Source organism: Pseudomonas sp. CFBP 13719 (genome assembly GCF_014842095.1).
Lineage (GTDB): Bacteria > Pseudomonadota > Gammaproteobacteria > Pseudomonadales > Pseudomonadaceae > Aquipseudomonas.
Genome location: NZ_JACYVB010000005.1, coordinates 77,365 through 93,405, shown reverse-complemented (window position 1 = coordinate 93,405; position 16,041 = coordinate 77,365). Strand labels below are relative to the sequence as shown.

At 62.7% G+C, this 16,041-nt stretch carries 15 protein-coding genes; 8 read left to right on the top strand and 7 right to left on the bottom strand.

The genetic code is table 11. The features are described from left to right. Positions 1-11 precede the first annotated feature (11 nt). Together IFT57_RS16820 and IFT57_RS16815 are read left to right on the top strand one after the other, a co-directional pair. Complete coding sequence (locus IFT57_RS16820; RefSeq protein ID WP_192152118.1) at positions 12-629, top strand: TPM domain-containing protein; 618 nt, start codon at positions 12-14, stop codon at positions 627-629. An 89-nt stretch (positions 630-718) separates the two neighbouring features. Next, the gene (locus tag IFT57_RS16815; RefSeq protein WP_192152117.1) at positions 719-1,492 is read left to right on the top strand and encodes an EAL domain-containing protein; all 774 of its coding nucleotides are present in this window, start codon (positions 719-721) and stop codon (positions 1,490-1,492) included. A 31-nt stretch (positions 1,493-1,523) separates the two neighbouring features. Here the strand turns inward: IFT57_RS16815 and IFT57_RS16810 are convergent, their stop codons facing one another. The 5 genes from IFT57_RS16810 to nadC form a co-directional block, all read right to left on the bottom strand. Continuing rightward, positions 1,524-1,880, bottom strand: coding sequence for a type II toxin-antitoxin system HicB family antitoxin (locus tag IFT57_RS16810; protein WP_192102633.1), 357 nt, complete (start codon positions 1,878-1,880; stop codon positions 1,524-1,526). Next, positions 1,877-2,128 carry a type II toxin-antitoxin system HicA family toxin gene (locus IFT57_RS16805; protein ID WP_122795362.1) on the bottom strand — a complete coding sequence of 84 codons (252 nt, stop codon included), beginning with the start codon at positions 2,126-2,128 and terminating at the stop codon, positions 1,877-1,879. The genes IFT57_RS16810 and IFT57_RS16805 overlap by 4 nt, the downstream gene beginning before the upstream one ends. 216 nt (positions 2,129-2,344) lie before the next feature. Then, positions 2,345-2,929, bottom strand: a complete 585-nt coding sequence (locus IFT57_RS16800) for an SMI1/KNR4 family protein (protein WP_122475267.1) — start codon at positions 2,927-2,929, stop codon at positions 2,345-2,347. A 179-nt stretch (positions 2,930-3,108) separates the two neighbouring features. Then, on the bottom strand, positions 3,109-3,363 hold the full coding sequence (locus tag IFT57_RS16795; RefSeq protein WP_122475266.1) for a hypothetical protein: 255 nt from the start codon (positions 3,361-3,363) through the stop codon (positions 3,109-3,111). Between the two features lie 44 nt (positions 3,364-3,407). Then, complete coding sequence (gene nadC / locus IFT57_RS16790) at positions 3,408-4,256, bottom strand: carboxylating nicotinate-nucleotide diphosphorylase (RefSeq protein WP_192152116.1); 849 nt, start codon at positions 4,254-4,256, stop codon at positions 3,408-3,410. A 276-nt stretch (positions 4,257-4,532) separates the two neighbouring features. Between nadC and IFT57_RS16785 the strand changes: the two genes are divergently transcribed. The 3 genes from IFT57_RS16785 (at position 4,533) to ampE (ending at position 8,240) form a co-directional block, all read left to right on the top strand. After that, complete coding sequence (locus IFT57_RS16785; RefSeq protein WP_192152115.1) at positions 4,533-6,755, top strand: DUF1631 domain-containing protein; 2,223 nt, start codon at positions 4,533-4,535, stop codon at positions 6,753-6,755. Positions 6,756-6,843: 88 nt separating this feature from the next. Beyond that, a complete protein-coding gene (gene ampD / locus IFT57_RS16780) occupies positions 6,844-7,407 on the top strand; it encodes a 1,6-anhydro-N-acetylmuramyl-L-alanine amidase AmpD (RefSeq protein WP_192152114.1) in 564 nt (187 codons plus the stop codon). Continuing rightward, complete coding sequence (gene ampE / locus IFT57_RS16775; RefSeq protein WP_192152113.1) at positions 7,404-8,240, top strand: regulatory signaling modulator protein AmpE; 837 nt, start codon at positions 7,404-7,406, stop codon at positions 8,238-8,240. The genes ampD and ampE overlap by 4 nt, the downstream gene beginning before the upstream one ends. Before the next feature lie 65 nt (positions 8,241-8,305). Here ampE and IFT57_RS16770 read toward each other — a convergent pair whose 3' ends face one another. Further along, positions 8,306-9,097, bottom strand: a complete 792-nt coding sequence (locus IFT57_RS16770; protein ID WP_192152112.1) for a TatD family hydrolase — start codon at positions 9,095-9,097, stop codon at positions 8,306-8,308. Continuing rightward, complete coding sequence (gene cra / locus IFT57_RS16765) at positions 9,097-10,092, bottom strand: catabolite repressor/activator (protein ID WP_122795357.1); 996 nt, start codon at positions 10,090-10,092, stop codon at positions 9,097-9,099. Before cra ends, IFT57_RS16770 begins: the two co-directional genes overlap by 1 nt. Before the next feature lie 334 nt (positions 10,093-10,426). Here cra and ptsP point away from each other — a divergent pair, with 334 nt between their 5' ends. From ptsP to IFT57_RS16750, 3 genes are read left to right on the top strand one after another with little or no spacing between them, the layout of a single operon-like run. Next, on the top strand, positions 10,427-13,300 hold the full coding sequence (ptsP, locus tag IFT57_RS16760; protein WP_192152111.1) for a phosphoenolpyruvate--protein phosphotransferase: 2,874 nt from the start codon (positions 10,427-10,429) through the stop codon (positions 13,298-13,300). Then, positions 13,300-14,241, top strand: a complete 942-nt coding sequence (pfkB, locus tag IFT57_RS16755; protein WP_192152110.1) for a 1-phosphofructokinase — start codon at positions 13,300-13,302, stop codon at positions 14,239-14,241. Before ptsP ends, pfkB begins: the two co-directional genes overlap by 1 nt. An 11-nt stretch (positions 14,242-14,252) precedes the next feature. Next, positions 14,253-15,983 carry a PTS fructose-like transporter subunit IIB gene (locus tag IFT57_RS16750; protein ID WP_192152109.1) on the top strand — a complete coding sequence of 577 codons (1,731 nt, stop codon included), beginning with the start codon at positions 14,253-14,255 and terminating at the stop codon, positions 15,981-15,983. The last annotated feature ends 58 nt before the right edge of the window (positions 15,984-16,041 follow it).

The following is a 16,041-nucleotide window of genomic DNA, read 5'->3' as shown; positions in this document are numbered from 1 at the left end:
AGGTACGCAGCATGACATTACTGGACGAAAGCGCGCAGAAGCGCGTGGCCACGGCGATTGCCGAGGCAGAACTGCACACCGACGCCGAGCTGGTCACGGTGCTTGCACCGCAATCCGACGACTACACCTACATCCCGTTGCTATGGGCGGGGTTGATCGCATTGCTGGTGCCGGGTCTGATCAACTATTACCCCGGGTGGCTGAACGCTCATCAGTTACTGCTGGTGCAATGGGCAACCTTCATCGTGCTGGGGCTGCTGTTTCGCATTCCGGCCCTGACTACGGCGTTGGTACCGCGCCGGGTGCGGCATTGGCGGGCGGCGAACATGGCGCGTCGGCAATTTCTGGAGCGAAAATTGCATCACACCCAGGGCGCAACGGGGATGTTGATCTTCGTTTCGGAGGCAGAACGGTACGTGGAAATTCTGGTGGACGAGGGGATTTCCAGTCGTGTCGGGGATGACACCTGGAACGCGATCGTCGAAGCGTTCACTGCGCGGGTCAAGCGCGGTGAAACGATGGAAGGTTTCGTCGGCTGTATCCAGGCGTGTGGTGAGGTGTTGCGAGAGCACGTGCCGGTCACCCATCCTCGTAACGAGTTACCGGATCGGTTGGTCGTACTGGGCTGACCGTTCGGCCAATCAGACGGATCTAGCGAGGCTATGAGCTGTCGAAGTGGCAATGCGCTATCATTCGTTCTTTGCCCACGGAGCCTCGTATGAGCTCGATCATTTTTCCTCAGCCATTCAAGGCGGTGGGTTGTTCCGATTGTCGAAACCTGGATGCACTGGGTTTCGACTTCACCATGGCGTTCCAGCCGATTCTCGACGTGCGCAGTGGCAAGCCCTGGGCGTATGAGGCGCTGGTGCGCGGCATCAACGGCGAGTCCGCGTTCAGCATTCTGAGTATGGTGAACGACGGCAATCGCTACCGCTTCGACCAGGCCTGCCGGGTCAAGGCCATCGAACTGGCCACCCGCTGGGGTTTGCTCGACTTGCCCGACTGCCTGCTGAGCATCAATTTCCTACCCAAGGCTGTCTACCGCGCCGAGACGTGCATTCGCGCAACGCTAGAGGCTGCCCGGGAATTCGGTTTCCCTCTGAATCGGCTGATGTTCGAAGTCACCGAAGGTGAGCGTGTGGATGATCCGGCACATCTTCAATCGATTTTCGCCGAGTACGAGAAGCAGGGCTTCACCACGGCAATCGACGATTTCGGCTCGGGGTATTCAGGCTTGAACATGCTGGCGACGTTCCAGCCCAATGTGTTGAAAATCGACATGGCGTTGACTCGCGCGCTGGATCAGGACGCTGTACGGCAAGCCATCGTGGCGGGGATCGTGCTGGTGGCCGGCAAGCTGAACATCACGGTGGTGGCCGAGGGCGTCGAAACCGTTGGTGAAAGCGCGGCCTTGCAGGCATTGGGTATCGACTTGCAGCAAGGCTACCTGTTCGCCCGTCCCGCCATCGGCGAGTTGCCGCTCAAGCGTTGACGCTCAAGCCTTGAAGTGTCTGGCAGGCTGATCAGTCGGCACGGTTTGTCGACTCGTAATGCAGATAACTGGCGAGTGCCTGTTTGGTCAGGTCATTGAGCGTAATGCTTTGCCGATTTGCCGCGATGCTGGCCGCCAGATGCAGTTCGTGGCCAATGCGCACATTGAAGGAGCCCTTGCAGGAAATCTCCGGCGTGACCTTCAAATCCGCGCAGGTCTCCAGATAGTCATCCACTGCGGCCTGAAAAGCGGCAATCAATTGCGCAACGGTTTGCCCTTCATAGCTGATCAGCGCCCGAATGAACTGTGCTTTGCCATACAGGCAGTCGTCTTCCGGGCTTGCTTCGATCGATCCGAAGTAGCCGCGGTGTTGAAGCAGTTGGTTCATGGCAGCAAGCCTCCATTTTTCAATTGCGCGATGATCTGGCGGCGGATATAGGGCTTGATTTCACTACCCGGATGAGGGCGATGAAGGCTGATCAACGCTGCGGGATTACCATTGTGAAACTTCACGCGGCTGCCGCTTCCCTGGACTGGCTGAAAGCCGAATCCCTGCAGCAGGCTCACCAGTTCAGGCCATGTGAACTCACTTTCCTGCGAAATCAGTTTGGCGACCAGCTTTCCATGCCTGGACATTACCACTCCTTTCCTGCAACTGAATTTAGTTGCTATCCATTTTCAAGTCAATGTGTGCTGCCCAGCTATGTGTAGCGCAGGGCCGGGTTTTCGGACAAATGGAAGTGATACGAAGGGTGTGCCCAAGTGCGGGGAGGCGCAGAGACCGAAGGTGAGCGCGAATCGTAACTATCGGTGACCGAGCTCACTTGGAGAGTGAGCGCGGTCAGGAGTGCATCAATCTTCGAGAATGAACGCGAACTTGTCGTCGATCAGCATCTTCAGGTAGTCGTCGAAGCTGTCGGCGATGACCACGTATTCGTCCGGGTCGTGGACGAAGCGGATGACCTGGCCTTTGGTGCCTTTGCCGGTGGGGTTGAAGTCGATGAACAGCGTGGACGTGCCACCGTTGTTCATGCAGTGCGAGAAGCACAGGCGCTCGCCCAGGCTGACGTCGGCGTCGATGCGTCGATCGACCATTTCCGGGTTTTCCAGGAAGAAGTCGTCGTAGATGTCGGCGATGCTTTTGTCGTTGGCGGCGCGGTCTTCGAGGATCTGCTCGACCGAGCGCAGGTAGTACGGGTATTCAGCGATGTCCGAGCCCAGGATGAGCACCGAGACTTCACCTTTTTCGTACTTCTGCCAGTGCGTGCCGTTCACCTTGGCAAGCAGTTGCAGCAGGCTGTCCGGGCAGTCAGGGTAGACCTCTTTGAGGGCGTCCAGTTGGGTGGGCGAGGCGCCGGTGGCGAACGCGAGTTCGTCAAGGCTGGCGGCGGGCAGGGCGGCTTTGAGGCCTGAGTGGAACTGTTCGACGATGCTCAAGGCTGCTTCCTTACACGGGTTTTGTTTGAGCACCATTGGGCGATTTGTAGGGGGGAGTCAAGGGAATTTACTGTTCGGGGGAGATGTGGGGGGCTTGGAAGAGGGTAGAAGGCCAATGGCCTCTTCGCGGGCAGAGCTCGCTCCCACAGAGCTCCGCTCTCACAGAGGCCTGCGGGGTGTCAGCGCCAGCGAACGGTATAGTGCGCAGGCACGTCGCTCATCTGTGGCTGGAAGTGGGTGTTGGAAATCACGTGGGTCTGTACCTCGCCGGCGGCGTCATGCAATTCGATGCGGTCGCCTGCGCCGGCATTGAGCGTCACCTCGTAGATCAACGCCTTGTTGGGCTCCAGGGACGAGTCGAAGGGGCCGAAGCGAGTGCCGTCGATGCGAATGATGTAGACCTGGTAAGCGCCTTGGGTGGATGTGCTGGTCACTGCGAAAACTCCATACCTTTGCTGGTCGATATCTATGTGGGCTGTCACAGGCTCAGGCGCATGGACAGGTCTACCGCTTTTACATCCTTGGTCAGGCTGCCGATCGAAATGTAGTCCACCCCCGTTTCGGCAATGCTGACCAGGGTCGAATCATTGATGCCGCCACTGGCTTCGAGTTTGGCCTGGCCAGCATTGATGCTCACTGCTTCACGCATGTCGGCGAGGCTGAGCTCGTCGAGCATGACAATGTCGGCGCCCGCTGCCAGGGCTTCGCGCAACTCGTCCAGGCTTTCGACTTCGATTTCCACCGGCTTGCCCGGCGCGATGCGCTGCGCCGCCGCTACTGCCTGAGCCACGCCACCGCAGGCGGCGATGTGGTTTTCCTTGATCAGGAAGGCATCGTACAGGCCGATGCGGTGGTTGTGGCAGCCACCACAGGTCACCGCGTACTTTTGCGCCAGGCGCAAGCCAGGCACGGTCTTGCGCGTATCCAGCAGCTTGACTTGGGTATGGGCGACACGCTCGGCGAAATACCGTGCGCGAGTGGCCACGGCCGACAGCAGTTGTAGAAAATTCAGCGCGCTGCGCTCGCCGGTCAGCAGCGACCGCGCCGGGCCTTCGAGGTGAAACAGGGGTTGGTTGGGCTGGGCCTGCTGCCCATCCACCACCTGCCAATGCACCGCCACGCGCGGGTCGAGCTGGCGAAACACGGCATCGACCCAGGCGCTGCCGGCAACGGTGCAGGCATCACGGGTGATGATGCTGGCCTTGGCCAGGCGTTCGGCCGGGATCAATTGTGCAGTGATATCACCGCTGCCCACGTCTTCGGACAACGCACGGCGCACGTTGGCTTCGATTTCAGCGGTCAGATCGGCAAGACGAAGGTTGGACATGACGCGCTCCATCGGCAAAGTGGCCGGATTATAGGATACTGCACCGCTTGGAGCGAAGCCCTGTAGTCCGCGCCTTCACGCGGTGTAAAAAGCTGTGCATTTGGTCGGCTGCTGTGAGCTTTCGTACATATTTAGGGTCAATCTCTTACTTAGCCCCGTGTTCGCTGAACTGCTTGCCACCTTGGTAGTCAGAGATCACTGTCGGTGAGGTCAGGTAAATGACGTCACGTGGTTGACAGGGATGTCGACGCTCTATTTCTCTTGGTGGGGGTCTTGATGGCGAACGATGGGAAAGTGATTTCACTGAACAAGGCTGCCGCCGATCACGCGAGTCAGCCTGCCAGTGTGCGCCTGCCTGTCGTCCTGTTGCAGGTGCGCGACAAAGCCGCGCTGCAACTCAAGCAGGCCCTGCAGGTGTTGTTCGATAACGCCGACGATACGCTGTTCGAGATGGCAGACCGGGCGTTGAACAACGTCGATCAGAATACCTTCTTCGAAGCCATGCGCGACCTGCGCCTCAAGCGCAAGAGCATCGAGCGCGGCTTCCTCGAGAAATTCTACGAAAGCTTCGTGCGCGTGGGTCAGTACGACACGGTCGAGGCCAGCGCGCCGCCGCCGCTGAGCTACGACAAACTGGCGCTGGTGCCCAACGATGAGTTGGAACGCACGGTGGCACTGGATGCCATGGTGGCCAAGGTCCTCAGCCGTGACAGTTTTGCCCTGGGCCAACTGACCACCCGCCTGAATGTACTGCTGACCCGCCGCCTGGACGATTCCACCAACCCGCTAGGGCCGGTCATGTTGTGCGACTATTTTCTCCAGGCCGGGCGCAGCCTGGGTGTGGAGATCAAGGTCAAGCTGATCATCCTCAAGCTGTTCGAGAAATACGTCCTTACCGATACCGATCAGCTGTACGCCGAGGCCAATCAACTGCTTATCGCAGCCGGAATCCTGCCCGAGCTCAAGGCTGCGCCTGCGCGTCGCGCCGCCGATCGCTCCAGCGACCGCCCGCGTCCCGCTGTTGCCGAGCCGGAAACGCGCGCCGAGGCGCCGAGCAAGTCCGCTCAGCGCGATGAGAATGTGCAGGAAGCGTTCGGCGCCCTGCAGGACTTGCTGCACGACCTGCGTGGCAGCATGGCGCCGAAGATGGAGCCGCCGAGCGAGGCCATGCCGATCTCGACCAGCGATCTGCTGCGCCTGCTGTCCCACTTGCAGCAATACGTGCCCCAGCAGCCGCCACAGAACGACTACGATTTGCGTCAGCAGCTTGAACAGCTGCTGACCCGCGTCAGCGTCAAGAGCGGCAAGTTTCGCGTCGTGGGGGTGATGGACGAAGACGTCATCAACCTGATTGCCATGCTGTTCGAATTCATCCTCGACGATCGCAATCTGCCCGACTCGCTCAAGGCTTTGATCGCACGTCTGCAGATTCCCATGCTCAAGGTCGCAGTACTGGACAAGAGCTTTTTCAGCCGGGGTGCGCACCCGGCCCGGCGGCTGCTCAACGAAATCGCCTCGGCGGCGATGGGCTGGGGCAGCCGCGACGATTACCAGCGCGACGCGCTGTACCTGCGCATCGATCAGATCGTCCAGCGCCTGCTCAACGATTTTGTCGACGACACGTCGCTGTTTTCCGAGCTGTTGGTCGATTTCCTGGCCTTCAGCAACGACGAGCGTCGCCGCAGCGAGTTGCTCGAACAGCGTACCCGTGATGCCGAGGAGGGCCGTGCTCGTGCGGATCTGGCGCGGCATCTGGTCGAGAAGGAACTCAACAGCCGTCTGCTGGGGCGCACGCTGCCGCAGGTGGTGATCAACGTGCTGCAGGACGCCTGGAGCCGCGTGTTGCTGTTGGTGTGCCTGAAACACGGGGCCAATTCGTCCGAGTGGCAGGCAGCCCTGTCCACGGTCGACGATTTGATCTGGAGCGTCGAACCCCACGACGACCCGGACATGCGCATGCGTCTGCTGGAACTGGTACCGGGGCTGTTGAAGTCCCTTCGCGACGGTCTTACCAGCACCGCGTTCGATCCGTTCGCCACCAGTGAATTCTTCAGCCAGCTGGAGGTGCTACATGTGCAGGCGTTCCAGCGTGATCTGGCGAATGTCGAAGGCGTCACGGCCGGTGAGGAATCGCTGGTGCAGGTGGTCGAAGAAATCGTGCTTGCGTCTCCGGGCGAAGCTGCCGACAGCGAGGCCCAGGTGCGCTTGCCCGATGATGATCCAGGCTTGCTGCAGGTCGACAAGCTGCGCGTTGGCAGCTGGGTGGAATTGCAGGAGAACGACGAGTTCAAGTTGCGCTGCAAGCTGACCGCGATCATCGAAACTTCGGGCAAGTACGTGTTCGTCAACCGCACCGGCATGAAGGTGCTGGAGAAGACCCGCATGGGCCTGGCGATCGAGTTCCGCCGCGGCACCGTGCGGGTGCTCGATGACACTCTGCTGTTCGATCGTGCACTGGATTCGGTGGTCACCAACCTGCGCAAGCTCAAGGCACACTGACCGGCGACGCGCAGGCTGTCTTCCTGCGCGTGAGGGTTCATACTGGAGCGCCTTGATTTCAGGCAGGACTCCAGATGCGGTTGATCTCATGCGCTTGAATGGCCTCACAGGATGGTCCGACGGCGTTCGCCATTGCCCCTCGCCCAATTTCAATGAGCGTCCCGACGGCGAGGTCTCGCTGTTGGTCATCCATAACATCAGCTTGCCTCCCGCGCAGTTTGCCACGGGCAAGGTGCATGAGTTTTTCCAGAACTGCCTGGATCACACCGAACATCCCTATTTCGAAGGGATCTCCCATCTGCGCGTGTCCGCACACTTTCTGATCGAGCGTGACGGTACGGTGACGCAATTCGTCTCCTGTCTGGATCGCGCATGGCACGCTGGCGTGTCGTTGTTCGATGGCCGCGAAAACTGTAATGATTTTTCTGTAGGCATCGAACTGGAAGGCACTGATGATCAACCCTTCGCCGATGCCCAGTATGCAGCGCTTGTCACCTTGACTCGGCTGTTGCTCGAGCGCTTTGCGGCATTGAGCGTGGAGCGCATCTGCGGCCACAGCGACATTGCCCCGGGCCGAAAGACCGACCCCGGCCCCTGTTTCGACTGGGTACGCTACCGTGCCGCATTGCTGAATGAAGAGGATGCACGATGATTTTTCTGGTGCTGCTGCTGGTCCTGCTGGCCGAGAAGTTTTCCGGGCTGCGCCAGCGCGTGCAACGTGACGGTTTTTTCCTGGGTGAACTGCATCGGCTCGAAGCGCGGCCAGGGCTGGCGCGCGAGCCGTGGCTGGTGCTGGGGATCGGCGTGGCGCTGCCTGCGCTGCTGCTGGCGTTCGTGCTGTATGCGCTGCAGCCGGTAGCGTATGGCTTGCTCGCGCTGCCGGTGCATCTGCTGGTGCTGATCTACAGCCTGGGCCGGGGAGACATCACTGTTGGCCTGGGGCCGTTCCGCGATGCCTGGCGCCGTGAAGACACCCAGGCGGCGGTGCATGTGGCCGAACGCGACATGGGAGTCACTGCCGACACCGGCGCCAGCCTGCTGCAAAGGGTGCAGGGGCATCTGTTGTGGGAGGCCTATCAAAGCTTTTTCGCAGTGATTTTCTGGTACGCCGCCTTGGGTCCGGTTGCAGCGCTGGTCTATCGGCTGGTGGCCCTGGTGGCCGAGCAGTCTCGGCATCCTGCGGTAGCCCTGCGGGCGCAGCGGCTGCGTCACGCACTGGACTGGCTGCCGGTGCGCCTGCTGGCGGCCAGTTTTGCCCTGGTCGGCAACTTCGTGGCAGTCAGCCGGGTGATGCTGCACGAAGTGCTCAGCTGGGAAATCACCGCCGCGGCCCTGATCGATCGCGTCGGGCGGGTGGCCGGTGACGTTCCGGCGCCGGTGGTAGGGCAGGTGGGAGTGGAGACGCTGGACAGCCTGTGGCAGATGGTCGTGCGCGCAGGGGTGTTGTGGTACGCGGTTTTGGCGGTGTGTTCGGTGTTGGCGTGATTCTGCAGGGTTGATGGTGTTGACCGCCGACGCGGCTTGCGCCGCTGCTACAGGGTTTGCGGGGGTCACTGCGTATCCGGCCAACCAAACACCGCATTGGCGTTCCGGGTGCTGGCCGCTGCCAGGGTTGCGGCGTCGGTGCCCATGATGCGCGCCAACGCTTCGGCAATGTCCGGCAGATGCTCCGGGCTGTTGCGCACACCCGGATGCATGGCAGGCGCCATGTCCGGCGAGTCGGTTTCCAGAACGATGGCCTCCAGCGGTAAACGCGGCAGTACCTTGTGCATGCGCAGCGCCTGCGGCCAGGTCGGCGCGCCACCCAGGCCCAGCTTGAAACCCAGCTTCAAATACTCGCGTGCTTCCTCCCAACTGCCGGCGAATGCATGAATGACCCCTGCGCGTGGCAGCTTGAAGCGCTTCAAGGTCGCGATCACGGCAGCATGACTGTGGCGCACATGCAGTAACACTGGCAGTTGCACATCCACGGCCAGTTGCAGCTGCGCTTCGAACAACGCCTGCTGCCGATCGCGATCCAGGTCCTTGAGGTAGTAATCCAGGCCGAACTCGCCGATTGCACACAGCTTCGAGTGTCCGTGCAAACGCTCAAGCCACTCGCGCAAGGCAGTCACATGCTCGGGCCGGTGCTCTTCGAGAAACACCGGGTGCAGGCCCAAAGCCGCATACACCCGCTCATCCGCCAGCGCCAGGTCCCACACCCGCTGCCAGTTGGCTTGATGCACACCCAGCACCACCACCCGTTCCACGCCGTCTCTTGCCGCGTTGTCCAGCACGCGGGCGCGATCGGCATCGAAGTCGGGAAAGTCCAGGTGGGTATGGGTGTCGATCAAGCGCGCCATCAGGCCTCGTGAATCCTCTGTTTGAAGGTCCGGGCCAAGGCATTCACGCCGGGCTCGTACTGCTTTTGTTCCACAGCGGCGAGTGCCAGTTCCAATGCCTTGCTGGCGATCATGTTGTGCTGCTGGGCCATGGCGTTGACCGGCAGCGGCAGGAAGTCCAGCAGTTGGGTGTCGCCGAACGTGCCCAGGTGCACTGCCTGGGAATCCAGCGGCCGCTCCTGCAGCACATCGAACACGCCCTGCAGCAGCACGTAGGAGGTGGTCACCAGCGCATCGGGAAGGTGGCCGAGCTTGTCGAGCAAGGCCTGCATGGACTGCTGGCCCCCTTCGCGACTGAAGTATTCGCTGTGCTCGACCAGCACCGTGCCATCGAAATCGGCCAGCGCAGTATTGAAGCCTTCGGTTCGCGCCTGGCTGATGCTCAGTTCCGGCCGTGCGCCGATCAAGGCGATGTGGCGAGGCTTGGGCAACAGCAGGCTTTGCGTCAATTGCAGGCTGGCGTTGCGGTCATCGCTGATCACCGAGCAGAACTGCGCCGGGTCCATCATCCGGTCGATGGCGATCACCGGCGTGCCCTTGGCCTGCAATTCACGGTAACTGTCGTCGCTGGCCGGCAGGCAACTGGCAACGAACAGCGCGTCGCAACGTCGGGCGCGAAACAGTTGCAGCAGCTGCAGCTCGCTGGCGGCATCGTCGTCGGAGCTGGCGATCAGCAGCTGGTAACCATGGGCGCGGGCACCTTGTTCGAGTAGCTTGGCGATGCGCGCGTAGCTGGGGTTTTCCAGGTCCGGCAGGATGAAGCCCAAGGTACGCGTATGCCGACTGCGCAGCCCGGCTGCCTGGGGGTTGGGGGTGAAGCCCTGTTCCTGGACGATGGCTTCGACGCGCGCCACCGTCGCCTTGCTGATGCGCTGTTGAGCGGCCTTGCCATTGATGACGTAACTGGCAGTGGTGACCGAGACGCCAGCCAGGCGAGCAATATCGCTGAGTTTCAACCGTTGATTCCTTAGTGTCGTCGCGCCGGTGCCGAGGCATTGGAGCGCGCTCATTCATCGTTTGTCGGGTGGCGCCAGGCTAAGTTCAGGCAACGTAACCGACAGGTTGGACTTCAATCATCGAAGATTATCGAGTAACGTGCGCTGCATTCTAGATTAAACGTTTCAGCCTGCGTGTTTCCTGCCGTAAAACATCTCTTGTCGAGGTCTCATCCTTACCCTCGGCAACGCAGGCCGGACCCATCAAGAGTACAGAGCGCGCACCTCGATGCTCTATGCTCACACTTCACAACAATACCTCAGCGCGCTGCCGCCGCTGTAAAGGAGAGAGGCAATGCTGGAGCTCACTATAGAGCAGATATCCATGGGCCAGAGCGCCGTGGATAAACCCGCCGCCCTGCAATTGCTCGCCGACAAACTGGTTGCCGATGGTTTGGTGGCCGAAGGTTACCTGGCCGGCCTGCAAGCGCGTGAAGCTCAAGGCTCGACCTTTCTGGGCCAAGGCATCGCCATTCCCCACGGTACGCCCGATACCCGTGACCTGGTGTTCACTACCGGCGTGCGCCTGCTGCAATTTCCCGAAGGCGTGGATTGGGGTGACGGCCAGAAGGTCTACCTGGCCATCGGCATTGCCGCCAAGTCCGACGAACACCTGCGCCTGCTGCAACTGCTGACCCGCGCGCTGGGTGAAACCGACCTGGGTGAAGCGCTGCGCCAGGCCACCGATGCACCCGCGCTGCTGAAGCTACTGCAAGGAGCGCCGCAGGAATTGGCGCTGGATGCGCAGATGATCGGCCTGAGCGTGATGGCCGAAGATTTCGAGGAACTGGTCTGGCGTGGTGCGCGTTTGCTGCGCCAGGCCGACTGCGTGAGCAATGGTTTTGCCGCGCTGCTTCAGCAGGTCGAAGCCTTGCCGCTGGGCGATGGCTTGTGGTGGTTGCACAGCGAACAGACCGTGAAGCGTCCGGGCCTGGCCTTCGTCACTCCCGACAAACCCCTGCGCTACCTGGGCCAGCCGCTGACCGGGCTGTTCTGCCTGGCCAGCCTGGGCGAAGCTCACCAGGCCTTGCTCGAACGCCTGTGCGCGTTGCTCATCGAAGGCCGCGGCAACGAATTGGGCGCTGCCACCAGCACCCGCGCCGTGCTCGAAGCATTGGGCGGCGAGCTGCCTGCCGATTGGCCCAGCGCACGCATCGTGCTGGCCAACGCACATGGCCTGCACGCACGCCCGGCAAAGATCCTGGCGCAGTTGGCCAAGAGCTTCGAAGGCGAGATCCGCTTGCGGGTGGTCGAGTCCGGCGGCCTCGCGGTGTCTGCCAAGAGCCTGAGCAAGCTGCTCAGCCTGGGTGCGCAGCGCGGTCAGACCCTGGAACTGGTCGCCGAGCCGAGCATTGCCGGCGATGCCTTGCCGGCGTTGCTGGCGGCTATCGAGGAGGGCCTGGGCGAGGAAGTGGAACCACTGCCAAGCGTGACCGAGGCTGCTCCTGTGCAGCCCACTGTGACCAAGGCGGCCAAGGTCAAGCCACAGGCGCCACGCACGGGCGCGCAGGTGCAGGGTGTTGCCGCTGCCCCCGGGATCGCCATGGGCCCGGCGCACATCCAGGTGCTGCACGATTTCGAATTTCCCCAGCGCGGCGAGTCCGTGGCGCTTGAGCGTGAGCGCTTGCAAGCCGCCCTCGGCCAGGTCCGTCAGGACATCGATGGGTTGATCCAGCGCGCCCAGGCGCCAGCCATCCGCGAAATTTTCGTCACTCACCAGGAAATGCTCGACGACCCGGCCCTGACCGATGAAGTCGCTGCCCGCCTGCAGCAGGGCGAAAGCGCTGCCGCGGCCTGGAACACGGTGATCGAAGCGGCTGCGGTGCAGCAGGAATCGTTGCAGGATGCCCTGCTGGCGGAGCGCGCAGCCGATCTGCGCGACATCGGCCGCCGCGTGCTGGCGCAGCTGTGCGGCGTGCCCACGCTGGAAGAACCCAAGCAGGCCTATATTCTGGTGATGGACGAGGTCGGCCCATCCGACGTTGCCCGGCTGGACCCGACACGCGTGGCCGGGATTCTCACCGCCCGTGGCGGTGCCACTGCGCACAGCGCCATCGTGGCGCGTGCCCTCGGCATTCCTGCCGTGGTCGGTGCAGGCGAGGCGGTGTTGCAGATTGCCGCTGGCACTGCGCTGTTGATCGACGGCCAGCGCGGCCTGCTGACCGTGGCCCCGGCGCCCGAGGTGCTGGAACGGGCGCTGGCCGACCGTGACCGTCGCGAGCAGCGCCTGCAGGCGGCTGCCGAGCGACGCATGGAAAGCGCCGTCACCCTCGACGGGCACGCGGTGGAAGTGTTCGCCAACATCGGCGAAAGCGCCGGTGTCGCCAAGGCCGTGGAGCAGGGCGCCGAAGGCGTTGGCCTGCTGCGCACCGAGCTGATTTTCATGGCCCATTCGCAAGCCCCGGACGAAGCGGTGCAGGAAGCCGAGTACCGCCGCGTGCTCGATGGCCTGCAAGGTCGGCCGTTGGTGGTGCGCACGCTCGATGTGGGCGGCGACAAGCCCTTGCCGTACTGGCCGATCGACAAGGAAGAAAATCCGTTCCTGGGCGTGCGCGGCATTCGCCTGACCCTGCAGCGCCCCGACGTGATGGAAGGCCAGCTGCGCGCACTGCTGCGCGCCGCCGACAACCGTCCGTTGCGGATCATGTTCCCCATGGTCGGCAGCCTCGAAGAGTGGCGCCAGGCCAAGGACATGACCGAGCGCGTGCGCCGCGAGATCCCGGTCAAGGACCTGCAGCTGGGCATCATGATCGAGGTGCCGTCGGCGGCATTGCTGGCACCCGTGCTGGCCCGCGAGGTCGACTTCTTCAGCATCGGCACCAACGACCTGACCCAGTACACGCTGGCCATCGACCGTGGTCACCCGACCCTCTCGGCCCAGGCCGATGGCCTGCACCCCGCGGTGCTGCAACTGATCGACATCACCGTGCGTGCGGCGCACGACTACGGCAAGTGGGTCGGCGTGTGCGGCGAACTGGCGGCCGATCCGCTGGCGGTGCCGTTGCTGGTTGGCCTGGGTGTGGATGAATTGAGTGTCTCGGCGCGCAGCATCGCCGAGGTCAAGGCGGGGGTGCGCGAGCTGACGCTCAGCCACGCGCAACAATTGGCCCGGCATGCGCTCGGGCTGGGCACCGCTGCGCAGGTACGTGCCCTGGTGGAGAAATCTTGATGGCACGCATCCTGACCCTGACGCTCAATCCGGCGTTGGACCTGACCGTGGAAATCGACGGACTGGAACTGGGCGAAGTCAATCGCAGCAATGCCTTGCACCGGCACGCCGCCGGCAAGGGCCTCAACGTTGCCCAGGTGTTGGCCGACCTCGGCCATCAGGTGACCGTGAGCGGCTTTCTGGGCGAGGCCAACCCGCAACCGTTCGAGGCCTTGTTCGCTCAACGCGGTTTCACCGATGCGTTCATTCGCGTACCGGGTGAGACGCGCAGCAACATCAAGCTGGCCGAAAGAAGTGGCCGGGTCACCGACCTCAATGGTCCCGGGCCGGTGGTCGACGACCAGGCCCAGGCCGCTCTGCTGGCACGCCTGCACGACATCGCAGCGGGCCATGATGCTGTCGTGGTGGCCGGCAGCCTGCCGCGTGGGGTGAGCCCTGAATGGTTTCAGGCACTGCTAGAACAGCTTGCGCACATGGGCTTGAAGGTAGCACTCGATACCAGCGGGGCTGCCTTGCGCGCGGGCTTGAAGACGCGTCCATGGCTGATCAAGCCCAATACCCACGAGCTTACCGAGGTGCTCGGCAGTTCCGTGGAAACGCCGGCCGAGCAAGCGGCTGCGGCGCAGCGCCTGTTGGCTGACGGTGTCGCCAATGTGGTGATCTCGCAGGGCGAACGCGGCGTCAATTGGTTCGCCGCCGGCCTGGCATTGCAGGCCTTGCCGCCTACCGTCGAAGTCGCCAGCACCGTCGGTGCCGGAGACTCGCTGCTGGCCGGGTTGGTGCACGGTCTGCTCAGCGAGCAGGCGCCGGAACACAGCCTGCGCACGGCCACGGCGATCGCCGCCATGGCGGTGACGCAGATCGGCTTCGGAATCAGTGATGCCGCGCACCTGGCGCGGCTTGAAAGCGGCGTCAGCGTACGTCCGCTGACAGAACAATAAGAGGGTTGAAGATGAAACTAGCTATTGTCACCGCGTGCCCCAGCGGGCGGGTGTCCAGCGTCTTGAGCGCACGTCTGCTCGACGCTGCGGCCCGTCGCCAGGGCTGGACCACCTTCGTTGAAGTGTTCGACCCGCAACACCCGGAACTGCGCCTGAGCGCAGCCGATATCGAGAACGCGGATTGGGTGCTGGTGGTCAACACCGGCGCCATGGACCTGAGCCGCTTCGTCGGCAAGCGTCTGTTCCAGAGCAGCCCGGCCCACGCCCTGCAGGACGTCGACGGCTTCCTGCGCCAGGCCGCCGATCAGGCCAAGCCCTATGCCGCGGCACCGGCAGCCGCCGCGGCCGCGTCGCGCGCGCCACGGCTGGTAGCGGTCACCGCCTGCCCGACCGGGGTGGCGCACACGTTCATGGCGGCCGAGGCATTGCAGCAAGGCGCCAAGCAGTTGGGTTATGAACTGCAGGTGGAAACCCAAGGTTCGGTGGGTGCGCGCAATCCGTTGAGCGTGCAGGCCATCGACGAAGCCGACGTGGTGCTGCTGGCCGCCGACATCGAAGTGGCCACCGAGCGCTTTGCCGGCAAGAAGATCTATCGCTGCGGCACCGGTATCGCTTTGAAGCAGGCCCAGGCCACGCTGAACAAGGCCTTGGCCGAAGGTGAAGTGGAGTCCACCGGCAACGCTGCCGGTGCGCCCAAGAAGCAGGAAAAGACCGGCGTGTACAAGCACCTGTTGACCGGTGTGTCGTTCATGCTGCCGATGGTGGTGGCGGGCGGTTTGCTGATTGCGCTGTCGTTCGTGTTCGGTATCGAGGCGTTCAAGGAGCCGGGCACCTTGCCAGCGGCGTTGATGCAGATCGGTGGCGAGGCGGCATTCAAGCTGATGGTGCCACTGCTGGCGGGCTACATCGCTTATTCCATCGCTGACCGTCCGGGACTTGCCCCGGGCATGATTGGTGGTTTACTGGCGAGCACCCTGGGTGCGGGCTTCATCGGCGGTATCGCGGCCGGTTTCATCGCCGGTTACGCGGCCAAGGCGATCAACCGCTATGCGCGCCTGCCGGCGAGCCTGGAAGCGCTGAAGCCGATTCTGATCATTCCGCTGCTGGCCAGTCTGTTCACCGGTTTGGTGATGATCTACGTGGTGGGCAAGCCGGTGGCCGGCATGCTTGCTGGCCTGACCACCTTCCTCGACAGCATGGGTACTACCAATGCCTTGCTGCTGGGTGTGCTGCTGGGGGCGATGATGTGCGTCGACCTGGGCGGACCGATCAACAAGGCGGCGTACGCGTTTTCGGTAGGGCTGCTGGCCTCGCAGAGCTACGCGCCGATGGCCGCGACCATGGCCGCCGGCATGGTGCCGCCGATTGGCTTGGGCCTGGCCACGTTCCTGGCCCGGCGCAAGTTTGCCCAGACCGAGCGTGAGGCCGGCAAAGCGGCATTGGTGCTGGGGCTGTGCTTCATTTCCGAAGGCGCCATACCGTTCGCTGCCAAGGATCCGCTGCGAGTGATCCCGGCGAGCCTGGTCGGTGGCGCGTTGACCGGCGCATTGTCGATGTACTTCGGCTGCAAGCTGATGGCGCCCCACGGTGGGCTGTTCGTGTTGCTGATTCCCAACGCGATCAACCATGCCTTGCTGTATCTGCTGGCCATCGTTGCCGGGGCCTTGCTGACTGCGGTGGTGTATGCAGTGATCAAGAAACCTGAGGTCCAGGAAATTGCCGTAGAACCGGTCAAGGCCTGATCCCGTAGCAGCGGCGCAAGCCGCGTCCGGCCTCACTGTGGTGAACCAGATACACCGC

Excerpts from the sequence above, each read along its gene's own strand:
- IFT57_RS16770 (WP_192152112.1), bottom strand. The coding sequence starts at position 9,097 with ATGGCGCGCTTGATCGACACCCATACCCACCTGGACTTTCCCGACTTC.
- ampE (WP_192152113.1), top strand. The coding sequence starts at position 7,404 with ATGATTTTTCTGGTGCTGCTGCTGGTCCTGCTGGCCGAGAAGTTTTCC.
- IFT57_RS16820 (WP_192152118.1), top strand. The coding sequence starts at position 12 with ATGACATTACTGGACGAAAGCGCGCAGAAGCGCGTGGCCACGGCGATT.
- IFT57_RS16750 (WP_192152109.1), top strand. The coding sequence starts at position 14,253 with ATGAAACTAGCTATTGTCACCGCGTGCCCCAGCGGGCGGGTGTCCAGC.
- ptsP (WP_192152111.1), top strand. The coding sequence starts at position 10,427 with ATGCTGGAGCTCACTATAGAGCAGATATCCATGGGCCAGAGCGCCGTG.
- nadC (WP_192152116.1), bottom strand. The coding sequence starts at position 4,256 with ATGTCCAACCTTCGTCTTGCCGATCTGACCGCTGAAATCGAAGCCAAC.
- IFT57_RS16815 (WP_192152117.1), top strand. The coding sequence starts at position 719 with ATGAGCTCGATCATTTTTCCTCAGCCATTCAAGGCGGTGGGTTGTTCC.
- ampD (WP_192152114.1), top strand. The coding sequence starts at position 6,844 with ATGCGCTTGAATGGCCTCACAGGATGGTCCGACGGCGTTCGCCATTGC.
- IFT57_RS16810 (WP_192102633.1), bottom strand. The coding sequence starts at position 1,880 with ATGAACCAACTGCTTCAACACCGCGGCTACTTCGGATCGATCGAAGCA.
- IFT57_RS16785 (WP_192152115.1), top strand. The coding sequence starts at position 4,533 with ATGGCGAACGATGGGAAAGTGATTTCACTGAACAAGGCTGCCGCCGAT.
- IFT57_RS16805 (WP_122795362.1), bottom strand. The coding sequence starts at position 2,128 with ATGTCCAGGCATGGAAAGCTGGTCGCCAAACTGATTTCGCAGGAAAGT.
- pfkB (WP_192152110.1), top strand. The coding sequence starts at position 13,300 with ATGGCACGCATCCTGACCCTGACGCTCAATCCGGCGTTGGACCTGACC.